Consider the following 21,512-nt stretch of genomic DNA (forward strand, 5'->3'; position numbering starts at 1 on the left):
GCGCAGCGACGTGGACCTGCTCCGGATACTCATCCGGATTTCGGCCCCACTTTTCGCGGCGGCTCGCGGAAAGGGCGCGGCATGACACCCAGGGGAAGGAGATTGCGCAAACAGCGGGCGGGTGCTTGCGCCGTGAGAGGCATCTGGCGCCTCCAATGGGGGACCGGGGTTGTCCGAGCGCGGTTCGGATGTCTTTCTTTTCCGGGAGGTTCTCGTGCGGACAAGGCTCGTGTTGTGGGTTTCGGCGTCTGTCGGATGGCTGGTGGCGTGCCAGGGCGGCGGAGTGGATGCGGCGGCGGAGCTCGGAGGGGGCGAGCCGGGCGTCATCGCCTCCCAGCCGGAATCAGTCTCTGGCCCGCTGGTCCGTGCGGCGGACACGGTGTCGGTGAAGCGCACCACGCGCTTCTTCACGGCGGTGGGGAAGGGTGAGCAGGCCGAGGGGGGCTGGCCCGTCGACCCTCCCGTGCTCTTCATCCCCAGCGAGGACGGCTCCACCTTCACCCGGAACCTCGGCTCGGCGCGGAGAGGCGAGTGGTTCTTCCAGGGTGTTCCCTCGCGGCCGTATTTCCTGCGCACGGGGACGACCTACATCCTCACGGGCGAGCGCGAGGTGGATATCGGTAACAACAGACTGGGGCGGATGTATGCCATCTACACGCCGGATGCCCCTTCCACGTACGCGGAGGTCCACGTGGAGAATCTGGCGCCGTGGCAGCCCCGCGTGAACAACCAGCATCCGGGCTCCAGCCTCCAGTTCGTCTCCAGGCAGGTGGACGTCTCCGGCCCGATAGATTTCTTCGAAGAGCCCTTCGCGGGGCAGACGTCCATCCACACCGACATGGCCTGGGCCTCCTCGTACTTCGGGGTGATGCCCATGTTCGAGGCGGCGGAGGGCGACAAGGTCTACATCAACCAACACAGCGAGCTCAGCGCGGGCACGCTGCCTGGCGGCACGTCCCTGGGCTACTCCGCGGTGGTCCGCTCCGTGGAGACGGAGGCGTTCAACGCCTACCCTGGGGGATACCTGCCGCTGACGGGCGTGCTGGAGCCGTTGCCGATGCGCGAGGTCTCGGTGGATTGGCGGCTGCCCGAGTACACCCGCCATGCGAACGAGGTGCACCCCGGGGCCCGGGGTGTCGTGCCCGTCCTCTCCATCTCACCCGCGGCGCACGGCCTCGCGAACGGGTGGGTGGGGTACTCCGGCGAGCTGCTCAACCTGTATCTGCCCCTCGGCTCGTCGTTCGACTTCTCGGCCCCCCTGCGGTTTGGCAATCCGTTCCCCTCGGACTGGGGTGTCGCCGCCGCCGTGACCTATCCCTTCCGCAGCCTGCGGCCAGTCCCAGATGATTCGGGGAATGCCGTGTACGTCCGGGGGGCCCTCACATCGTTCGTGTCTATCGAGGAACTCAGCGCGGGGCCGGTGGCGCCCCAGATGACGCCGCCGCTGTCGCTGACCCTCGACGGGATGCCCGCGTTCACGGTGCGCAAGGTGCTCTCCACCAACCCGGTCCTCGCGTGGAGTCCGCCGAGCGTGGGTGTTCCCTCGGCGTACCGCGTGTTCGTCTATGAGTACGAGCCGAGCCTGAACCAGCCGGTGTACCGCAGCTCCCTCTATGTCCCCGGCTCCGTCACCCAGGTGCGGCTGCCGCCCGACATGCTGGACCCTGCCTCCATCTACTATCTGCGCGTGAGCGCCATCGCCGCGCCGGGCTTCGACGTCGAGCGCTACCCGTTCAGCTCATGGAGTTACCTGCCCCAGCACAGCGCGGAGGTCGCCAGCACCCTGTTCCTCACTCCGTGATTCGCGCGGGCCGGCCCGCTGCTTCCTCCGCGCGGCAGCGGGCCAGGTCCTCGACGTCGAGGACGGCGCACCGCGCCACCCGCACCGCGACGAGCACAACGCGGTGCGGCCACCCAGGCCCGCCCACGACGGAGCGGGCGTCTCATGCTTCGCGTCATCCAGTCCGTGCCTTGTTCGTTTTCCGAGAAATCAAATATTCTTGGGAAATGACGGTCAGTGCCGTTGTTCAGGTGAAGCAAGACAGCACCGTTCCGCGCCAGTCAGCCCCTGGGCTGGCGCTGACGGGGACCCGGGACGAGCATCCTGGCGGCCTGCGCGATGCGACAATGTTGCATCTGTATCGGCTCATCGACTCCTTCGCCGCGAGCCCCCTGCCTGTCCTGGTGATGGGCGAGACAGGCGTGGGCAAGGAGGTCTACGCGCGGACGCTCCATGCCCGCTCCGCGCGAGCCGGCCAACCCTTTCTGCGCGCCCACTGCGCCGCATGCTCCGAAGCGCAGCAGGAGGGCGAGCTGTTCGGCGCGGAGCCCTCGCGAGCGGGACTGTTCGAGTCCGCGGACTCGGGCACGGTGCTGTTGGACGAGGTCGGCGAGCTGTCGCTGCCGCTCCAGGCGCGGCTGCTGCGGTTCCTGGAGAGCGGCGAGGTGGTCCGCGTGGGAGGCGTGACGCCCCGCCGCGTGGACGTGCGGCTCATCTGCGCCACCCACCGGGATTTGGAGGCGGAGGTCGCCGCGGGCCGCTTCCGGGCGGACCTCTTCTTCCGGCTGGCGGGGCTCGGCTTGTACCTGCCGCCCTTGCGCCAGCGCCCCGACGATATCGAGGCTTTGGCCCGGTACTTCCTGGAGCGCTCCACCCGGCGACTCCAGGGCCATGAGGCGCGCCTGCTTCCCTCCGCGCTGCAAGCGCTGCGAGAGCACCCCTGGCCCGGCAACATCCGCCAGCTCCACCATGTCATGGAGCGCGCGGCCGTCTTCTGTGGGGGACTGCCGGTGGGCCCGGAGCACCTCGCGCTGAGCGTGCTCGCGCCGAGCGCCCCACGGCGAGCGGGCACCGTGGCCACGCCTCCCGGCGAGCCGCCCGGCCTGCGCGCCCACCTGGTGGCGGCGGAGCGCCAGCACATCCTGGAGGCGCTGGAGCAGTGTGCGGGCAACCAGACGCGCGCGGCCCGGCTGCTCCAGCTCTCGCGCCGGGGTCTGCTCAAGAAGCTGGACGCGCTGGGCCTGCCCCGGCCGCGCAAGAAGGGCCAGGAGGAGTGAGCCCTACTGCTCGCCGCTCTCCTCGGAGAGGACCTCGTCTCCGCTGTCCTGGTTGGCGAAGCGCGCCGGCTTCCTGACGGGGTAGTAGACGTTCTTTCCCGCCTCGCGCTCCTCGCACTTGAGGTCCACCACGTAGCCCATGTGGTGGGAGAAGTCCGCGTCCGGAGCGACGCGCGGCGTGAAGATGAAGCCCGTGGGACCGGAGGCGAAGATGATGCCCACGTCGATGCCCCCCGTGAGGGGCTGGTCGGTGTGCTTGGCCGCGTACCCGACGCCGAGCAGGATGGACGAGCCATACGGGTTGTTGTTCGTCGACAGGGGCATGAACTGGGTGTGGGGCCAGATCTCCAGCGAGGCCGCGCCCTTGGACGTGCAGAACTTCCGGTGGCCGGGAGCCGCCCGGTTGTTGACGAAGACGCACGAGGCCTCGCCCAGGAAGTTCCAGTAGTGCCGCGTGTCTCCTCCCGCGACGTTGTTGAACCCGCGCAGGCTCTGCGTCACCCGCTCCGCGTTCGCCAGACACGCCGGCACCTGGATTTCCTCCAGGCCGTTCTCCGTCACCACCGGCATCGTCTTGCCCGGCTCGTAGTTGGGGTTGGGGACACACCAGGCATTCCACTTGAACCACACCTTGGTGCCGTGCAGTTGCTTGTCCGCGCACGCGCTGTTGGGGCAGGGGAGGATGGTGCCGTCCATGTGCTCGTTGTGGCGCACGTGGTGCTCGTCGGAGAGCACGGCGATGCCCGTGGCCAGGGGCATCTTGTCGCTTACGCACTTGGGGGGCGCGGCCTGGGGCGCGCACATGGCTGCGGGCTGCCTTCCCGGTGCCGGCGCGGAGCGGAGCGCGGTGGGTTCGGCGTCCAGCGCGTCGCCGGGTCCGCAGGAGGTTAGCGCGACACACGCGGCCGCGCACAGCAATCGCACGATTCGCATCGAGCCTCTCCTCGTCAGTTGCACGTGGTGCCGTTGGGCGTCGTATGGATGCAGCCCAGGGCGGGGTCGCATTCGTCCAGGGTGCATGCCTTGCCGTCCTCGCAAAAGACGCCGCTCTGCCCCACGCACTGTCCATTCCAGCAGACGTCCGACTGGGTGCAGGCGTTGCGGTCATTGCAGGCCGCGCCGTTGCTCACCGCCACGTGCTTGCACCCCGACTCGCAGGTGAACGAGTCGACGGTGCAGGGGTTGTTGTCATCGCAATGCTGGACGGTGCAGGGACACGGTCCCGTCGGAGGCACGCAGCCGCCCGGCGGGCATCCGCCATCGGGTCCGCCGCCGGGTGGGCCGCCGTCCCCCGAGCCGCCGTCTCCACCGCCACCGTCGCGCGTCCCACCGTCGCCGGAGCCGCCATCGGAGCCGCCGTCGCCCTTCGAGCCGCCGTCTCCACTGCCTCCGTCCCCGGCGCCACCATCGCCACCGCCACCGTCCCCGGCGCCGCCGTCCCCCGCACCGCCGTCTCCCGCACCGCCGTCTCCACTGCCACCGTCTCCACCGCCACCGTCACCGGGGCCGCCGTCGGAGCCACCATCACCGGAGCCGCCGTCCCTGGGCCCTCCATCCGCGCCGCCGTCCGCGCCTCCATCCCCTGGGCCTCCGTCGCGACCGGCGTCCGGGATGCCGCCATCCCCACAGCCGCCATCGCGCCCCCCGTCGGAGCTACAGCCCGCGTCGCGGCCCGCGTCCCCGGCATCCGTGCCGACGACTCCCCCGTCCGCCGCCGCCAGCGCCTCGCCGTCTTCCCATGTCGTTTGTTCATCCCGAGACGCGGGAACGTCGCCACAGGCGAGCAGCGCCGCCAGGGGCAGCGCGAAGCCGAGTAGCAGGTGCGACAAAGAGCCCCGACTGCTCATGGCAACCTCCTCGGTCGCGCAATGACTTGCATTGAGTCGTGAAGAGACGGGTAGCAGATTCATCACCCCGGGTCCAGGCCCGCTCTCGTGCGAATCCACCCCAGGCATGGCTGTCTTTGCGCGCATCCAGGCTCGAAATGAGCATTCTCGCGCGCCGATGGCCCTCCGGGTGCGCCAACTGTGCACGCCGGTGCACCGCGTCCGTGGACCTCCTCGCTTCATATCCTCGTGCCGCTGGCGCCCGGGCCCCCTAGAGTCCGTTCCGCGCGAGCCGGGAGGAGCCGTGAAGGGGATTTTCACACAAGGGGCCTGCATCCTGATGGACCGGCGGGTGGGGCTCGACGAGGCCCTCGCCGTCCTGGGGCCATTCGCTCCCGGCCACCGGCCCGCGACGGGCACGCCCTGGCTGTTCGAGTCCGGCGCGCTGGCCATTCCCCTCCCGGAAGACTCGGGCGGAGCCATCCTCGTCGACACCATCCCGAGCCCGTTTCCGGACGGCATGGGGGACACGGAGGACGCGCCGCTGTTCTCCGCGTGGGCCCTGGGCGCCTTCGGCCCCTTCGCCTGGCCCGGCGCCCTGGAGCGCGCGCTTCAACACGGCCCCGACAAGGCGCTCGTGAAGGCCACGCGGCGGCATCAAGGCTTCGTGCGCGTGCTCACCTCGTACAGCCAGGGCCATGAGCACAGCCCCTTGCTTCCCGAGCGCTATGACGCCCTGCTGGAGCTGCGCTGCCTCACCGACGTCGTCACGGCGCTGCTCGCGCTGCCCGGAGCGCTCGCGGTGTTCTTTCCCGGGGGAGAGAGCCTGCGCTCACCGCGAGAGGCGCGCCAGGCCGTGGAGGCCTTTCGCCAGGGCGGGCCGCTCCCGCTGCCCCTGTGGTGCAACACGCGCCGCGCCACGCTCGCGCCCACGCCGGACTGGGCCCTGGTGGACACCGTCGGCATGGAGCAGTTGGACCTGCCGGACTTCGAGGCCTGCATCCCCCGCGCGGGCCGCCCGCTGGGCGACGTGGAGGGCCTGCTGCTGGACATGGCGCTCTATTCGCTCCGGGAGCGGCGCTTCTTCGATACGGGCCACACGCTGACCGACCCCGGGGGACGCCGCTGGCGCGTGCGTGTGCTCGCCCAGGGCTTGCGCGCTCCGCCCCGGCCCGTGTTCCGCTGGTTCCTCGACGACGTGGCCGTCCCGAGCGTGCTCGAGGCCGCGCCCCCCATGCCCGCGCCCGACGAGGAGTTGGAGCCGCACTACGCGCTGTGGCTGAAGCGCCAGGAGTGAGGCCCCCCTCCTGGCGCTCCGGGGTCAATCTCGTGGGTGTCCTCCCACGGGGTTGGCGGGCAGATTGGGCACGTAGTTCTGGTTCAGGTTGACCTGGATGGCCGGGTTGAGCTGGCCGCCATTCACCCAGATGGGGACGGGCTGTCCGTCGGGCCCCTTGGGCCGCAATTCCGGGTGGTACTCGAGGATGGTCTCCACGGCCCGGTGGCGGACCTGGGTCACCATCGGCTCCGCCTGCTGCGAGAAGCCATTCATGCGGCGGATGGAGGTCTCCAGTTGCGTGAGGTACTCGCCGTGCGTCGGCCTATGGCCCTGCGGATAGACGCCATTGGTGTCGGTGCCCAACCGCTTGCCTTGCACCACCCGGCCCATGTCCTGGGTCAGCACGGGGCTGCCTCCGCTGCGGCGGCCCATTGCCCGGTACTCCCAGAAGCCCACGCAGACGTCGTTGCCGTTGACGCGGAAGCCCTTCTCGAAGGTGCGGTGCTTGAGGAAGTGCGCGGAGACGTTGGAGCCGGGGTCCGTGGCGCTGTGGCCGGGATAGGCCGGGTCCACCAGGTTCTGCGAGGCCCGCCCGTACACGGGAAGGCACGGCGAATCCCCCCGGGGAATCCGTCCGCCGTGGTCCTTGCCGTACACGGCATCCTGGAGGAGGTGCTCGGACTGGAAGCCCGAACCCTTGAGCGACTTTATCTGTTGGGTGTACGGCTCCAGTTTGAAGCCATAGCCCTCCCGCAGCCGCAGCAGGCGGCCGTTGGGCATCTCCGTCGCGGAGGCCACGGGCTTGGGCGCGGAGATGGCCGCCGGCCGCTGGCGCGTCGTGGCGGGCTTGGGCGCGGCTGGACGGACGGGTCCATCCGCCATGGCCAGCATCACCGTGCCGCCCGTGTCCGGGTAGCCCCGGCCGCTGTTCTGGACGTAGCCGGCCGAGATGACGAGGCCGGACTCGCAGCCCTGCGTGGGCCTCAGCGTGGTGGCGGGCTCGCCGCTCTCGTTCTCGCCATCCCAGAAGTCGCCGCTCTGGGTCGAGACGATGCGGCCCGTCTGATACCACTCGCCGGAGCGGATGATGCCGTCGCCGCCGAGCCACTGGTTGTAGACCTCGCACGCCAGTTGCTCGCAGGCGGAGCCCGTCGCGCCCGCGCACCCGCCCTGGATGCAGACGTCCCCACCGGTGCAGGAGTTGCCGTCGTCGCACGCCGTCCCGTCCGGCAGGGGCTGGTAATCACAGCCAGACTCCGTGCACGCCCCACCGGTGTAGCAGGGGCCCGGAGGCTGGCAGGCGCCTTCCTCCGCGGGCTCGTGCGAGCAGGCCCCGGTGGAGGGATTGCACGAATCGGAGGTGCACGCGTTCTGGTCATCGCAAGGGATGGCCGCGCTGGTGCATCCGTTCTTCGGATTGCAGTAGTCCGTGGTGCAGGCGTTGCCGTCGTCGCAGGCCGAGGGCGGCAGCGGATCGTGCTGACAGCCCTTGCCGTAGTCGCACCAGTCCTTGGTGCACGCGTTGTCGTCGCTGCAATTGGTGGCGCCATTGCACGGCTGGCCGCCATCCGTGCCTGGACCGGTGCCGCCGTCGCTCCCAGGCCCGGTGCCACCGCCGTCGCCGGGATGGGTGCCTCCGTCGCCACCGGGCCCCGTACCGCCACCGTCCGAGCCCGGTCCGCCACCACCATCCGAGCCCGCGCCGCCGCCATCGCTCCCCGCGCCGCCGTCACCGCCCGCGCCGCCGTCACCGCCCGCGCCACCGTCGCCACCCGCGCCGCCATCCCGAGGGCCACCATCCGCGCCCGGGCCCCCGCCGTCCTGGGCGGGGCCACCATCGAGGCTCCCACATCCGCCGTCGCGTCCACCGTCGCCGGCACAGCCCGCGTCTGGCGCTCCCGCGTCGCGACCCGCGTCCAACGCCGGGCCGCCATCGCTCGCTGTCACCGCGGCCCAGGAGTCGCTGCCCTCCAACAGCTCGCGCTCTTCCTCCAGGGTGACGCCGCAGCCGCCGCTCGCGAGCGCGGCCACCCACAACCCCAGCAGGAGCCGCCACGAGGCCCCTCCCGTCAGGAGCCTCCGGGCCTCACGAGACCTTCGCACCATGGACAGCTCCTCGCTCGCAATGGATTGCAGCAGCGCAGCGACGCTGGAGCTATCAAATCCTCACTCGTGATTCCAGGCGCGCTGTCCCATGTCTCGGCGTGAGTCATGTGTCGAATCACGCTCGAATCGAGAAGGAATGGGCGGGGGCCGGGCCCGTCGTGCGCCAATTGCGCACCGGCGTGCACAACCGCGAGACAGGTGCCGGCGGACGCTCACTTGCAGTCGCAGATGTAGGTGCCTGGTGAGCTCTCGGGGGAGGGGTTGGGGCGGATGGTGCAGGGCTCCTCACACACCTGCACGAGGCTGTACCTCAACAGAAGCGAAGCCTCGCAGTCGCTGTCAGGCAGTCCCTCGAACCGGCTCTCTGAAGTGAGCCCGCAGCTCGCCATGTCCGAATAGCGTGTCTTGTAGCGGACCTCGACGGGACCCACGTCACTCAACAGCTCCAGGGACATCCATCGCCGCAGCTCCGGACAGTCGTGGATGCCCACGGACTCCTTTTCGAAAGGGCGGTCCTTCGGAACCCTCTCGATGAAGAAGCCAATCGGCACTTCTCCTTCGCCTACCAGGGGATAGAAGAGGGTGTACTGGTCGGGCTCGTGCGTGAGCGGCACCTGCCCGAAATCGCCCGTGCTCCGCTTGGGCGTGCAGGTGTCGGACTCCCTCACCAGCTCGAGCTGATAGATGCCGTCCTTGCTCCCTTCGTTCTCGTCTTCACCGCCTCCGCATGCCGTGAGGGCCAGGGCCGCGAACATCACCAGGACAGTCGTGCGACAGTTCATCAGGGCACCAGGAAATGAGGGTGGTGGCGCACCGACGTGGACACGCTCCGAATATTCATCACGCTTTTCTTTGCCCAAGCAGCTTTGTCAATCTGTCACGCGTTTCTGGGCGTGCATTTCATGGAGTGACAATTTGTCGCATGAGAGGGTTCAGCGCGTGACGTGGTTGCCAAGGCCGCGAAGGTGCTCGCGCGGCGCTTCAATCAGTGGCCCTGAGAGGGTGGGGCGCTGGAGGGCGTTCGGGATGCAGGCCTCCCGGCTGGATGAAGCAAGGGCCCCGGAGCGCCTGACCGTGCCCGAGGCCCCCCTCTTGTTCATGACGCAGGGGTCAGCCCGCTGGCCGTGCTACGGGAGGCGAACGAAGCGCAGGCCGTACCAGGAGCCGCCGATGCGGGTGCGACCGTAGAAGCTCCCGGCCTTCATCGAGTACTTGTAGTTGACCTGGGTGGGCGGGGTGCCCGGAGGCCCGGCGACGCCGCCATTCTTGATGTACCGGATGCCCGCATTCGCGTCGAACCACCAGGTGTTCTCGTGGCTGTAGCACTGGGTTTTCTCACCCTGGCCGGAGACCCACCTGAGCTTGTGCGCTTCGTTGATGTCACTCACCATCTTGGTGTGCGCCGCGTACCGCGTGTTGTAGGTCGAGTCGATGGCATCCATGACGTGCCGCTCGATGGTCTTCCAGATGTTGGTGTAGACATTTCCGATGAGCGTGTTGATGGCCCCGCTGATCCAACCCGTGACATCCTGAGTGGTGATGGGGCCACCAGGGCCGGGAGGATTGAGATTCACGGCGATGTTCGCCGCCTTCACCACCCAGTTGCCAATCTTGTAGTCAGCCAGACTGCTGAGCTTCGGCTTGACGAGGGTGTTGAAGTATTGGGGATAGGGAACGATGTAGCTGGTCTCGAGCTTCATGTTGTCCATTCCCACGACGAGCTCGTCGCCGTAGGACGGTCCCCAGTATCCGATGCCCAAGAAGCGCTTCTTGCGCTGCAGCTTGGCCTTGATGTCGATCTTGTGGAACCCGATTTCAATGCCGAGAATCTTGAACTGGAAGCCGGGTGACTGGGCCTTGAAGACGAAGCGCCTGTTGTCGGGCATGCCGACCGACTCGGAGCGACTGAAGTTCGAGCCGACCGTGTAGACGGGCATGTTGAACGCAGGCGGCGTCTGGTTGCAGCTGGCCGGTGGCGTGCTGGCGCCGTCGCAGATCCACTCCTGGAGGCCGGTGCCGGAGTACGTCTGAGTACAGCCCGCGGTGTTCCACAGGTTGGGGGGCTTGGCGGTGACGGGCACCGCGGTGACCGAGCTCGTCCCCGGGAAGAACTTCCGACAGTACGTGAGCGGCGCGATGCTGGCGCCCGAGCTGCAATCGGAGTCCTTGAGCCAGGCTCCGCCCGCGGCCTTGTGCGCGTTGACCTTGCCGGACCAATACGAGATTCGACCCAGCTCCGTGCCCTTGTCGCCCAGCGCCCGGACCCGCGAGTCATCCTCTGCCTGGGGTGCGCCCCGTTGCCGACCGAGGAAGTCCGCGACCTGTGCAGCCCCACTCGCCGCGGAGGGCTCTCCGGCGAAGTCCGCCATGGTCAGCGCGGTGCCGCCGCCGCCGCCCTCGGCATCGACGCCGAGCAACTTCACCGACGGCGTGCCGAAGTTTCCAACCGTGCGGATGACCCCCGGCAGGACTTGATACGAGCCGTTGGGGAGGGCGACCTCTCCTGGAATCGACAGGAAGCTGGGGTCGGTATTCATCGCATAGGCATGGGTGTTGAGCCAGGCGCGATAGGCGGGAATGGACGCCGCGTCGACCTGGAACACGCCCAGGTTGGTGAGCTGGTAGAGCTGGCCTTCGATCATCACCTGGAGGTCCTTGTCGACGATGCGACGCAGGGTGTCGTCCTCGGCGAGGAAGGCCTTGAGGTCATCGACGAACTCGGCGTAGTCGACGTCGACGATGGCATTCCCCGGCTGCTCTCCCGGGCGGGCGTTGTCCAGATACGTCTTCGCGCTCACGAACCCGGCCGGCGGCATCTGGTCCTGACCGGGCGCCGCGGTGATGGTGTAGACGACCGTTCCCTGGCAGTCGCCCGTCGAGAAGCATCCGAGCCGTACCTCGAACGTGCCCGTGCGGTCCGCGGTGTACGTGATGCGACTGCCGTGGTCGCTGCAGGCGTCGTCACTGCCGAAGATGTCGACATTGCCGTCGGCGTCGACGAGCTTCAGGTACGTGTCACCCACCAGGCCCGAGCCCGTGAGGCCGCAGGTGCCAACGTCGAGCACCTGCCCCTGCGTCAGGTTGAGGACCAGGGTGGAATAGTTGGCACTGGCGTTGTTCGTGTTCGAGCCCGTGAAGGTCCGTGCGCCGATGAGCGCCCCGTTCGCGTCGGGTGACAGGACCGAGTAGCTGACGCTGCCGCTGCAGGCGCCGGCCGAATAGCAGCCCATCCGGACTTCGTAGACCCCGTCGCTGGGGGCCGTGTAGGAGATGCGGCTGCCAGTGCCGCCGCAGGCGTCATCGCTGGACGCGACCTCGGAGCCCCCGACGAGCGACAGGCGAAGGAGGGTGTCTCCCGTGAAGGAGGCGCCGTCCAGGTCGCAGGTGCCGACCTCGAGCAGCTGTCCGGCGTACAGCCTCACCAGGAAGCTCGGGGAGTTGGTGGTGGTGCTTGCCGTGGCGGAGGCGCTGAAGGGGGTGAGGCCGCTGCTGCCGGTGCTGGTGGCGCTCCCGCCGGTGACTGAATCCATCGCGGCGTAGAAGGCGATGAAGTTGCTGGCCGTCCCGAAGTTCAAGACGCCATTCGGGAAGTTGCTGTCCACGAGCACCGTGGGTGCCGTCCATGGGCGCGGCGGATAGACGCCATCCAGGTCGATGGAGCCGCTGGCGGCTTGGAGCCGGGAGGAAGGTTCTTCTGGAGCAACAGCCTCTTCGCCGCCACAGGCCAGCAGCCCGAGCGTACAGACTGCAATCAATAACCTTCTCACACGAGTTGTCTCTGGGTTCCGCATGGAGTCTCCGCTGGAAGCCGGCGCGAGCCACGGTATGTCCGTAACTGATGCAACTGTGGAACCGCCGGGAGACCGCCCATACCCTATTTCAGGAGACACGCCAGGACGGCTCGGAGATGTCACGGCGGGCATGCCAGGTGTGGTGCCTGTTTTGACATTCCGAATCGCCCGGGATACCGCGCGCGACCCCGCGGAGGCCCAGGGAGGGATGCCGGCTCCCGCGGGGTCGGCCCTGGACAGGGCTCAGTCGATGCGGTTCGCCAGGACTGCTCCCCAGGGACTGCCTGGGAGCGGCGTCACGACGTGGCGACCGTGCCGACGTCCTCGACCAGGGGAACCGTGAAGCGGAACGTCGCGCCGTGTCCCCAGTCGCTCTCCGCCCAGATGCGGCCGCCGTGTGCTTCGATGATTCCGCTCGAGATGGCGAGCCCCAGGCCCATCCCCTCGTACCGCGCCTCGTCGCTGCGCCAGTACCGGTCGAACAGGTGCTTGAGGTCCTCGGCCCGAATCCCTGGACCCGTGTCCGCGACCGCGAACATGCACTCGTGCTCGCGCGCCTCGGCCGTGACGGTGATGCTCCCGCCCTCCGCTGTGACCTTGGTGGCGTTGCCGACCAGATTGGTCAGGACCTGGAGGATGCGGTCCTTGTCGCAAAGAATGAGCAGGGGGCGAGGCGCGACCTCGGCGGTCAGGGTCAGTCGTTGTTCCTGCGCGATGCGCTCGAAGCTCGCCAGCGTCTCGTTGACCAGCGTGCCCGCGTCATTCGGCTGACGCTTGATGGAGAGGTGCCCGCGCTCGATGTTCGCGAAGTCGAGCAGGTCGCTGATGAGCCGCATCATGTGCTCGGCCGCGCGTTGGATTCGCTCGACCCCCTGGGGAACGGGAAGCTCGGTTCGCCGCTTCGCGGCGGCACCCTGCTGTGCGAGCGCCCCGGTGGTCATGATGATGGTCGACAGGGGAGTCTTCAGGTCGTGAGACACCACCCTGAGGATCTGCTCACGCTCTCTCACCGCGACCTGCGCCTGTTGGTACAGGCGGGCGTTCTCCCTGGCGAGCGCCTCGTATCTGTCACTCGAATTCTCGGCGACAAGGCGGCCCCGGTCAGCCACGGCGCCTCGTGCCTCCGCCTCGGCACGCTCCTCCTCGGCGTCCTCGCGCCGTGTGATGTCTTTGCGCCACGCGCGGTCACGTTCGAGCGCGATCGCGAGCTGATTGGCGATGGCATTGACGAAGACCAGGTCCTTCTTGTCGAGGGAGAGGGCTCCTTCGAGCTGAAGGGCTCCGAAGAGCGAGTGCTGGGCCACCACGAGCGGGATGACGATGAACCGCTTCTCATGGTCCCCTCCCAACTGCGCCTGCCAGGGCAACAGGGTCTTTCCCGGTTGCTCACTGAGGCCGAGCGACTCGGTCGACTTCGCCCCGACGAGGTAGGCGTAGGAGGCCTCCGCGTGTTCCTTGACCGCTCGCAGCCGTTCGGAGTCACGAAGCTCGGACGGCCAGATGATCATCCTCGAGTGGCCGTTCTCCGTCTCGATGAGGACCGCGCTGTGCAAGGGCAGCGACTTCGCGACGATGCCAAGCGCCGGGTCGAAGGACTCCGCGACGCTCTCGAAGCTCGCGAAGAGCTTGCTGATTTCATACAGGTGCTCGAGCCGCCGGTAGGCCTGCTCCAGGCTCGCGAGCGAAGGGTCTAAGGGTGGGTCCCGCGTGCGCTGCCCGTCCGTCGCTGCTCGCGAATCAGGGGACGGGCCCTTCTTTCGCCGACCAGAGCTCATCAGCGCCTCGTGTCTTCGTGGGCGGCCCAGGAAGGCGTCTGGAGCTCGCTCACGGACGAACCGATTCGCAGCCCTCCCCGGGCGACTGTCATGAAGTGGGTGCGGCGATCATGCTCACTGCCGCGCGTCTTCACGACCGTCAGCGTAGGCGCCAGCCGGCCCGCTGCCTCCTCGTAGCGCAGCATGAGCAGGTTGTCGGCGATGGGGGAGAGCCCCTGGTCGGTGACTCGCTCCATGGAGAAGAGCGAGGACGACTCGAGCGTGAGGACGCTGGTGATGCCGAGGGTCTTGAAGCGGACCACCAGCTTGTAGAGGACGTGACGGAACTCGTCGATGGGTGTGTGGGCCGTCAGCAACTGCGTCGCGGCGTCGAGCACGACGCGTGAGGCCTTCAGCGCCTTGATGCGGTCCGACAGCACGGTCAGGAACTGGCCCGCGCGCAGGTGCTCCCGGGAGACGTAGAGCACCTGGATGAGGCCCGCGTCGAGCTGCGCGCGCAGCGGTAATCCCAGGGCCTCGGCGCTGGCGAGCAGTTGCTCGGGCCCTTCCTCCATCGAGACATGGAGGCCCGGCTCCCCGACCCTGGCGCCCTCCAGGAGGAACTGGATTCCGAAGGTGCTCTTGCCCACGCCCGCGCTGCCGGAGACGAGGGTGGCGCTTCGTCTGAGCAGCCCACCGCCCATCAGCCCGTCGAGTCCGGGAGTGCCGGAGCCCAATCGGGAGGAGATCTCCAGCGCGGGGGGAGGGGCCTCCACGCGGAGCTCTTCCCCGTAACGAGGGAAGATGGAGACCCCCCCGGCGCCAATGGCCATGGCGTGTCGGCCCTTGAGGTGAGCGGTGTTGCGGAGCTTGTACACCTCGACGTAGCGCTCGCGCTCCAGGCCCTCCTCCGTGGAGCTGAGGATGATGACGCCGTCCACCACGGTCTCCTCGACGCCCCTCCGGCTGACCTGATGGGAGCCGTAGGGGATGTCGGTGGGGAAGAGGCCGACGGCCTGGGCGTTCTGGACGATGCTGCAGAGGTGGAAGATCTTCTCGCGGCTGAGCTGCGGGTCCGTCACCTTGTCCAGGAACACGGAGACGGAGTCGATGACCACTCGCCGGGCCTTCATGGCCTTGATGCGCTCGCGAATCATCAGGAGGTGGGCCTCCACCATGATGTCGGGCTGGGGGATGAAGATGATCTCCACCATGCCGCGCTCAATCTCCCGGTCGAGCTCCCAGCCGAGGCCCTTCGCGGCGGCGCGGAGGCGCTCCTCGCTCTCCTCGAAGGAGAAGAGGATGCCCTTCTCGCCCGCGAGCGCGCCCCGGTAGATGAACTCGAGGGAGAGGACGGTCTTTCCGGTGCCCGCGACGCCGCTGAGCAGGAGGCTCGACCCCCAGGGGATGCCGGGCCCGAGAATCTCGTCGAGCTTGGGGATGTGCGTCTTGCAACGCTCCTGTGACTCCTCCGGAATCGACTCGCGTTTGATGGCCTCGCGGGGAGCGAACAGCTCCAGGCCGCTGGAGGTGATGAGGAAGGGATGCTCGTCCCGGCTGTGGTCCGTCCCCCGCATCTTGACGATTCGGAAGAAGCGCTGCTGCTCGCCCTGGGACACGCGCTGGGAGAGGACGAGGAGGCCGTCGACGATGGAGAAGAGGGGATTGTTCTCGTAGTCGGCGGGCCCGTACTCGCCGAGGAGCAGCGCGGTGGTCTCCCAAGCCATCAGGTTCACGGCGATTTCATAGCCGAACGTCCGGAGCTCCTTCCTCGAAGTCGCCAGGTCGTCAAAGGCCTTGAAGCTGTCGATGACGACGATGTCTGGCTTGACCTGCTTGAGGTTGTCCATGATGAGCGTGAGGGCCGCATCGAAGCTCTTCAGCCGCAGCATGGCGCCGAGGTCCACGAACTGGACGCCCTCCTCGAACTTCTTCGGGTCGAAGAACGAGAACTGCTGGAGGTGCCGCAGCGTCTTCGCGGTCGGCTCGGAGAGGGTGTTGAAGGCGAGGACGCGGTGGGAGGCCGAGGCGTTGTGGAAGCAGAGCTGCTGGGTGAGGGTCGTCTTGCCCGAGCCGGGCGGGCCGCACACGGCGGTGACGGAGCCCTTGGGCAGGCCGCCCTTGAAGAGTTCATCGAGGTTGGGGACGCCCGTCTGGAGGCGCGGGATTTCGAATCGCTTCGTCATGAAGTTGTGTCCTCGCCCGCGGCGACGCGTGGACGAACCGCCTCCGGAAGTGCGACTTTGGAGAGCTCCGCATGCAGCTCCGGCGTCAAGATTTCAGCGGTCAGGTTGCCGAGCACGGTGAGGAACTCCACGAGCACGAATCGGCTGCCCTCCCTCAACCCGGAGTCGTCCCCGGCGCGGATCCGCTCCCGAAGCGCTCCGAAATGCAGCCCCGTCGGCCGTTCGACCTTGAGGGAGGAGAAGAGCGGGAACTGCTCGGAGGCATTGTGCAGAACGCGTCCAGCGATGGCGGTCAGGGTCACTTCTCCCAGCGTGGTCAACGTCTGTTTCCAGAGCACCGTGAGTGCCGCTTCGAAGAGCTGGAGAAAAGCCTCTGTCGACAGATTCCCACCGGCTCGGTCGAGCCAGGCGTCGACACAGGCCGCGTGCTGACCTTCATCAAGCAAGGCTTCCCCCAGCCGCCCGAGCGACCCGCGCCTCTGCTGGACGGGCGTCGCCCCCGCCCTGAAGGCGGCACGTTCTCTGCGTGGTGGAGGGGGGGCCTGAAATGTTCTGAATGCCCATCGCGTGATTTCCCGCTCTCGTCATTTTAGACGTCCCGCCGGGGTAGACCGGGGCCGTACGGGCTGCGGCTCAGGTGGGCGAACGAATGCGTCAGCCCGCGTGAGTCGCGGGCCTGGGACTCCGAGGCAATATAGGGTCGATTATTTATCGATGAGCGGTTGACAGGCGGAATGTGCGCCTATTCGTATGCCAGTCAATACGACAAGGTGGGTCGCAAGGGCTCCACCGCCCGACCTCCAGGAATGTTCCGCTGCCGAGCGCCGCGCCGTGCTCGAGCGGAGCCGAGGAGGTCCGCTGACGGGGCCGGCCGAGCGGCCGCTTCGGGAGCAGCCTGCCCCTGCCGCGCTCCCCTCGGGTGCGTAGCAGGGCTCGGACCTCCTGGCTGTATTCCTCTCAAGGCTGAGACGTGGGATTTGCGTCTGTGATTGCTGGATACAGGCGCGATGACCCGGGGCGACCTCTGATAACATGAGGAACACATGGTATCGAAGCTCGTGACGCCTCTTCCCGAACCGGCTGAGCCGGACCTGTCCATCGCCTTCGAGCGCAACCTCCTCGACGAGCAGATTCGCGTGGCGAGGCGCCTGGGGGCGCTGCGTTTCGTGGGAGTGCTCGCCTGGCTCTGCCTGAGCGTGAGCCTTTCGTGGCCCGCATCCCCGGTGGCGCTGGGCGGATACCTGGTGCTCGCGGGGGTGCTCTGGGCGGTGGCGGCGGGCTTCGTCCGCTCGTGCCGGTATGCGGGCATGGCCGTGGCGCTGGTGGACGCGCCCATGGTCTTCCTCCAGCAATACTTCACCCTCCAGGGCGGAGTGCCCACCGACCTCGTGGGTCCCCTGGCCTGCGGGGTCTACTGCGCGCTCCTCGCGCTGTCGGTGTTGTCGCTGGACGTGGGCATCGTGGCGCTCTGCGCGGTGATGAGCATGGGCTTCACGGTCGCCCTGATGCAGTTGGGCCCGCCTGGCGCGTGGAGCCTCGCTCCCACGCTCGTCGTCATCCTGGGTGTCACGGCGCTGGCGCTCGGCTACGCCACGCACCGCATCCAGCGTCTCTTGCACGGCATCTCCCGCGAGCAGTCCCGGTTGGAGCGGCTGGGGCGCTATTTCTCCCCGGAGGTGGCCCGCCATATCGCCGAGCGGGGCACGGGACTGGCGAATGGCCAGCATCGCGAGGTGACGCTGCTGTTCTCGGACATCCGTGACTTCACCTCCATGTCCGAGCAGATGGACAGCCCCCGGGTGGTGGCGTTGCTCAACGAGTACCTGACGCGCATGGTGGAGGTGGTGTTCCGCCATGGCGGGACGCTCGACAAGTTCATCGGCGACGGCATCCTCGCGTACTTCGGCGCGCCGTTGGACCACCCGGACCATGCGCGCGCGGCGGTGGCGTGCGGGCTGGAGATGCTCGATGCGCTGACGGCGCTCAACACGGAGCGCGTGGCGCGGGGCGAGGAGGCGTTGCGCATTGGCATCGGCATCCACACCGGGCGCGTCGTCGTGGGGGACGTGGGCAGCACGCAGCGGCGCGAGTACACGGTGATTGGCGACGCGGTGAACCTGGCCAGCCGCATCGAAGGGCTCACCAAGCAGGTGGGAACGCCGCTGCTCGTGTCCGCGGCCACGCGCGCCAACGCAGGAGAGACCTTCACCTGGTCCCCAGCGGCCCCGGTTGCGGTGAAGGGCAAGAGCGAGCCGGTGGCCACCTTCGTGCCCGGCGCGGGCATCGCGCTGCCGGTGGCGCCTCCGGTTGGGCGGGTCGTCATCCCGCACGGGTGAGGGGGACGTCGGCTCCGCCTCTCTCCAGTTCGTCCCCGGCCCCACTCCTGGCGGGGCCGCTGCTCGCGCGACTTCTCGGGAGCGTGGGCGATTGGGAGAGGCCCCGCGCACTCAGTTCGTCCCAGTCGGTGGATCGGACTCCTTCGCTCATGCGTTGGTTCGCTGTCCCTCGACCCAAGGACTTCCGTGCTCGCTCATGTGTTGCTGATGACCCTCCTCTCCGCGACACCTCCGGAGAAGGAGCCCCCATCGGCCTGTGCGGGGCCGGTGAGCGAGGAGGAACTCGAGGAAGAGAGCCTCCTGACCCACCCCTACTGGAAGGAGTGGCTCACGGAGGTCAGGGTCAAGTCCGTCGAGGGTTCAGGCTCCCGTGAGGAGCTCGAGCTGTCCTTCACCGCCGTTCATCCTCGGTCCGACGCGCCCCCTCGTTTCCGCGCGCCGTTGGCGCTGCCGCCGCCGTTGACGGGAGCGCTGACGGTGACGTTCGCCCCCTCCGCGCGGAAGCGGGAAGGCGATACCTGCATCCAGATGTCGCTCACGACGGACCCCGACCGACAGGTGTTGCGAGAACTGACGATGGAGAACGCGCCGTTGCGGTTCCGGGCCTCCGTGAAGAACGCGGGCCTCCCCCTCCTGGACGTCACCTGGGAGGGCCAGGAGCTTACCTACAGGGAGGAAGCGGCCCACGGGCAGAGGGCTCTCTTCATTCCCTCTCCACCCACGGCTCAGTCAGGGCTCAGGGACCGCCTCCAAGTCCTGCTCGGAGATGCCCGTGCCTTCACCCAGGTCTTCGAGTCGCAGGACGAGCACGGGATGGCGCTCCTGTCGCTCACGGAGTTCGGCCTCACCTGGGAGAAGCTCCTGCGGTCTTCTCCTCCCGCGCGGGTCTCACGAGATTGGCGCCAACTGGTGCTGGAACTGATTCACAAGGACCTGGCCGGCCCGCTGGACCCAAGAGATACAAGGCGCGCGGAGAGAGTCAGGATGCTCGAACCGCTGCTCCCCCTCCAGGTCGACGCATCCGCCGAGCCGCTCTGGGGACCGCTTCTTCGCGCCTGGGCTGCTCGCCTGCGGCCTCCCTCCCGTCCTCGGGCCTCCATCGGCCAGGCCGCGCTGAGCCTCGTGCCCGCGGCCGGCGGGAACGGGACGAATGGCTCCATCGATGAGGTCTGGGTCGACGGCCGGCGCATCCTGTGCCCTGGTTGCTCCGAGCCGACCTTGAAGGGCGTCACCACCGCCATGCTCGACGTCCCCCCGGAGCGTGCCGTTCGGCTGTGGGTGCGCTGGAAGAACATGGATGGTTTCCAGGAGAGCGAGGAGTGGATGCCCCTGCTTCCCGGCACGCGCTACCGACTGCGCTACGCCTGGCTCTTCCGCTCCGCCAGCGATCAGAAAGGTCGCATCGACATCGAGCCCGAGTCTGGAGCTCGCGGAGAGCAGCCCGCGTGCGTCACCATCGAGGCGTCGGCACAAGTGGCTCCTGGACTGGGTTGGGCGGAGCTTCGAAATGCCTATGAGTCCGAGGTGGGGCCACCGTCGGGCGCGCGTCTGGTCGCCTTCGGCGCGTCGCTGCCTGCCACATCGAAGAAACACCGCCTGGCCATCTTCCCGGTGCGCGGCGCGACGGAGCTGACGCGAGACCTGTGGACGATGCTGCCCGTTCACTACGTTCATGCGGGGAGCTATCGGCTCGTACTGGAGAAGGACGGCACCGTGCGGCTCCGCTTCTCTCCCGAGGCCGTAGACTGCGCAGCTGGGCCCTGAGCATGTTGACGCACGGCCCGGAGGTCGTTCGACTCCGGACCGCATGCGCTCTCCTGGGACTGCTTCCGTGCGTCGCGCGGCCTCGCCGGAAGGGGAGCCCCCTACAGACAGTCCGCGAGGCACGCCGTCGTACACGCCGGGTCGTTGGTGCCGCACCGCTGGCGACAGAATCGATTGCAGAGGCAGGCCTGATTGTCCTCACAAGCCTGGGCGCTCACGTTGGAGTCGGCCTCCGCTGGCTGTTCGCTCACAGGGACTTGCGACTCCTCGGGCAGCGGTGCTCCACATCCAACCATCAGACCGAGCGCCGTCACTGCGGCCAACCACATGCCTGCTCTCTTCATTCTGTCGTTCCTGGTGGAGCGCGCGTGAGTGCGCGACCACGATTGTAAGGCCAGACAGCTCGCGAGGGCCAGGGTTGCGGTGTCGGCAATCACTGGAGGTCTGATGCGTTCTTGTGCGGTGGCTGACGCTCGTGGGCTGACGCACCGTCCTATTCGCATGGCTGGCTTTGACAAATCGGCCTTGCTCATGGGGCCGATTTCGCCGTCTATGCGGGCGTCGTCCTGCGTGACCTGGGGGCGCCGTCGGGCCTGTCCGGCTTCGGTGTGTCCGCGCTCGCGTTCGAGGGCGGCGGCAAGGGCTGGAAGCTCAAGGAGGTCAGCGGCCCCGAGGGCCTGGACCTGGTGGACGGCGTGGTGCACGACGGCGTCCTCTTCGGGCTCTGTTCACAGAACGGCCTGGGGCGCCTGGTGCCCGAGGGCAAGGGCCTGAGCCTCGAACTCGTTAGGGAAGGGCAGTCCGGCCTGCGCGGCCTCTTCTCCCACGGGGGCACGCTCTTCGCTTTCGGCCGCGATGGTGTGTGGATGCTCCAGGACGGAGCCCTGGTGCGGCGTCATGCCTCGCGCGCTCAAGTGCGGAGCATGTGTGCGGCACCCGAGCAGGGCGTCTACCTGCACACGGACGCGCACGCCTGGTACCTGCCTCGGAAGGGCAGGGCCCGGAAGCTCCCGCTCCCCAAGGGCGGCATCCACTCGCTGGCCTTCTTCAAGAACCGGCTGTTTGTCAGTGTCGGAGAAAAGGTGCTCCGGATGGAGAAGCACCGCGGCGTCGCTCTGAAGCTGCCCGCCCCCGCTCCTGGCTTCGCCAACCTCGTCGTCGCTGGCGGTCGGCTGTGGACGGTGTTCCCCCACCATCTGGCGTCATCGAGCGACGGGAAGCGCTTCGAGCCCATCGCGTTTCGCTGAATCAGCAGGAAAAGACTCACAAGCGCCGGAGGTCTCCCGAAGCCCCGGGCATTTCCGGCCGCATGGATTGGGCCGGACTGCCGCGCCGTACGCTCGCGTTGTACATTTTTGCCTGCGCTCGTCGTGATGCCAGGCGTCGAGGGTTGCCAGGGATGTAGGCTGCCTG

Annotated in this window: 14 protein-coding genes; 6 read left to right on the forward strand and 8 right to left on the reverse strand. The window is 68.0% G+C overall.

Features of this window, described 5'->3' with window-relative positions; genetic code table 11:
• Positions 1-214: 214 nt before the first annotated feature.
• Entirely contained in the window at positions 215-1,801 is a 1,587-nt protein-coding gene (locus G4D83_RS40060; protein ID WP_163870212.1) for a hypothetical protein, read from the forward strand.
• Between the two features lie 326 nt (positions 1,802-2,127).
• Positions 2,128-3,057, forward strand: a complete 930-nt coding sequence (locus G4D83_RS40065; protein ID WP_163870213.1) for a sigma-54 interaction domain-containing protein — start codon at positions 2,128-2,130, stop codon at positions 3,055-3,057.
• A 3-nt stretch (positions 3,058-3,060) separates the two neighbouring features.
• Here G4D83_RS40065 and G4D83_RS40070 read toward each other — a convergent pair whose 3' ends face one another.
• Together G4D83_RS40070 and G4D83_RS45720 are read right to left on the reverse strand one after the other, a co-directional pair.
• The gene (locus G4D83_RS40070) at positions 3,061-3,990 is read right to left on the reverse strand and encodes a hypothetical protein (RefSeq protein WP_163870214.1); all 930 of its coding nucleotides are present in this window, start codon (positions 3,988-3,990) and stop codon (positions 3,061-3,063) included.
• A gap of 14 nt (positions 3,991-4,004) precedes the next feature.
• A complete protein-coding gene (locus tag G4D83_RS45720) occupies positions 4,005-4,904 on the reverse strand; it encodes a hypothetical protein (protein ID WP_205522838.1) in 900 nt (299 codons plus the stop codon).
• Between the two features lie 283 nt (positions 4,905-5,187).
• Here G4D83_RS45720 and G4D83_RS40080 point away from each other — a divergent pair, with 283 nt between their 5' ends.
• Complete coding sequence (locus tag G4D83_RS40080) at positions 5,188-6,180, forward strand: DUF4261 domain-containing protein (protein ID WP_163870215.1); 993 nt, start codon at positions 5,188-5,190, stop codon at positions 6,178-6,180.
• A gap of 24 nt (positions 6,181-6,204) precedes the next feature.
• Here G4D83_RS40080 and G4D83_RS40085 read toward each other — a convergent pair whose 3' ends face one another.
• The 6 genes from G4D83_RS40085 to G4D83_RS40110 all read right to left on the reverse strand — a co-directional run bounded on the left by G4D83_RS40085 (position 6,205) and on the right by G4D83_RS40110 (position 16,445).
• Positions 6,205-8,268 (reverse strand): hypothetical protein, encoded by a 2,064-nt coding sequence (locus G4D83_RS40085; RefSeq protein ID WP_163870216.1) that lies wholly within the window; start codon positions 8,266-8,268, stop codon positions 6,205-6,207.
• A 212-nt stretch (positions 8,269-8,480) separates the two neighbouring features.
• Complete coding sequence (locus tag G4D83_RS40090) at positions 8,481-9,050, reverse strand: hypothetical protein (RefSeq protein WP_163870217.1); 570 nt, start codon at positions 9,048-9,050, stop codon at positions 8,481-8,483.
• A 345-nt stretch (positions 9,051-9,395) separates the two neighbouring features.
• Positions 9,396-12,023, reverse strand: coding sequence for a hypothetical protein (locus G4D83_RS40095; protein WP_163870218.1), 2,628 nt, complete (start codon positions 12,021-12,023; stop codon positions 9,396-9,398).
• Between the two features lie 332 nt (positions 12,024-12,355).
• Entirely contained in the window at positions 12,356-13,834 is a 1,479-nt protein-coding gene (locus G4D83_RS40100) for a sensor histidine kinase (RefSeq protein ID WP_163870219.1), read from the reverse strand.
• A complete protein-coding gene (locus G4D83_RS40105; protein WP_163870220.1) occupies positions 13,834-15,999 on the reverse strand; it encodes a DUF7125 family protein in 2,166 nt (721 codons plus the stop codon). Before G4D83_RS40105 ends, G4D83_RS40100 begins: the two co-directional genes overlap by 1 nt.
• Positions 15,996-16,445, reverse strand: coding sequence for a hypothetical protein (locus tag G4D83_RS40110; protein ID WP_163870221.1), 450 nt, complete (start codon positions 16,443-16,445; stop codon positions 15,996-15,998). The genes G4D83_RS40105 and G4D83_RS40110 overlap by 4 nt, the downstream gene beginning before the upstream one ends.
• A 597-nt stretch (positions 16,446-17,042) precedes the next feature.
• Between G4D83_RS40110 and G4D83_RS40115 the strand changes: the two genes are divergently transcribed.
• The 3 genes from G4D83_RS40115 to G4D83_RS40125 all read left to right on the forward strand — a co-directional run bounded on the left by G4D83_RS40115 (position 17,043) and on the right by G4D83_RS40125 (position 21,346).
• Positions 17,043-18,335, forward strand: a complete 1,293-nt coding sequence (locus tag G4D83_RS40115) for an adenylate/guanylate cyclase domain-containing protein (RefSeq protein WP_163870222.1) — start codon at positions 17,043-17,045, stop codon at positions 18,333-18,335.
• 207 nt (positions 18,336-18,542) lie between these two features.
• Positions 18,543-20,099: a hypothetical protein gene (locus G4D83_RS40120; protein ID WP_163870223.1), complete on the forward strand. Its 1,557-nt coding sequence runs from the start codon at positions 18,543-18,545 to the stop codon at positions 20,097-20,099.
• Between the two features lie 608 nt (positions 20,100-20,707).
• The gene (locus G4D83_RS40125; RefSeq protein ID WP_163870224.1) at positions 20,708-21,346 is read left to right on the forward strand and encodes a hypothetical protein; all 639 of its coding nucleotides are present in this window, start codon (positions 20,708-20,710) and stop codon (positions 21,344-21,346) included.
• The last annotated feature ends 166 nt before the right edge of the window (positions 21,347-21,512 follow it).

The sequence above is a fragment of the Myxococcus eversor genome, from assembly GCF_010894455.1.
In the GTDB taxonomy this organism is placed as follows: Bacteria; Myxococcota; Myxococcia; order Myxococcales; family Myxococcaceae; genus Myxococcus; species Myxococcus eversor.

What these genes read in the sequence shown, in the direction of transcription:
- G4D83_RS45720 (WP_205522838.1), bottom strand. Translation starts at nt 4,904, where the DNA reads ATGAGCAGTCGGGGCTCTTTGTCGCACCTGCTACTCGGCTTCGCGCTG.
- G4D83_RS40105 (WP_163870220.1), bottom strand. Translation starts at nt 15,999, where the DNA reads ATGACGAAGCGATTCGAAATCCCGCGCCTCCAGACGGGCGTCCCCAAC.
- G4D83_RS40115 (WP_163870222.1), top strand. Translation starts at nt 17,043, where the DNA reads ATGGTATCGAAGCTCGTGACGCCTCTTCCCGAACCGGCTGAGCCGGAC.
- G4D83_RS40120 (WP_163870223.1), top strand. Translation starts at nt 18,543, where the DNA reads ATGACCCTCCTCTCCGCGACACCTCCGGAGAAGGAGCCCCCATCGGCC.
- G4D83_RS40065 (WP_163870213.1), top strand. Translation starts at nt 2,128, where the DNA reads ATGTTGCATCTGTATCGGCTCATCGACTCCTTCGCCGCGAGCCCCCTG.
- G4D83_RS40085 (WP_163870216.1), bottom strand. Translation starts at nt 8,268, where the DNA reads ATGGTGCGAAGGTCTCGTGAGGCCCGGAGGCTCCTGACGGGAGGGGCC.
- G4D83_RS40100 (WP_163870219.1), bottom strand. Translation starts at nt 13,834, where the DNA reads ATGAGCTCTGGTCGGCGAAAGAAGGGCCCGTCCCCTGATTCGCGAGCA.
- G4D83_RS40070 (WP_163870214.1), bottom strand. Translation starts at nt 3,990, where the DNA reads ATGCGAATCGTGCGATTGCTGTGCGCGGCCGCGTGTGTCGCGCTAACC.
- G4D83_RS40090 (WP_163870217.1), bottom strand. Translation starts at nt 9,050, where the DNA reads ATGAACTGTCGCACGACTGTCCTGGTGATGTTCGCGGCCCTGGCCCTC.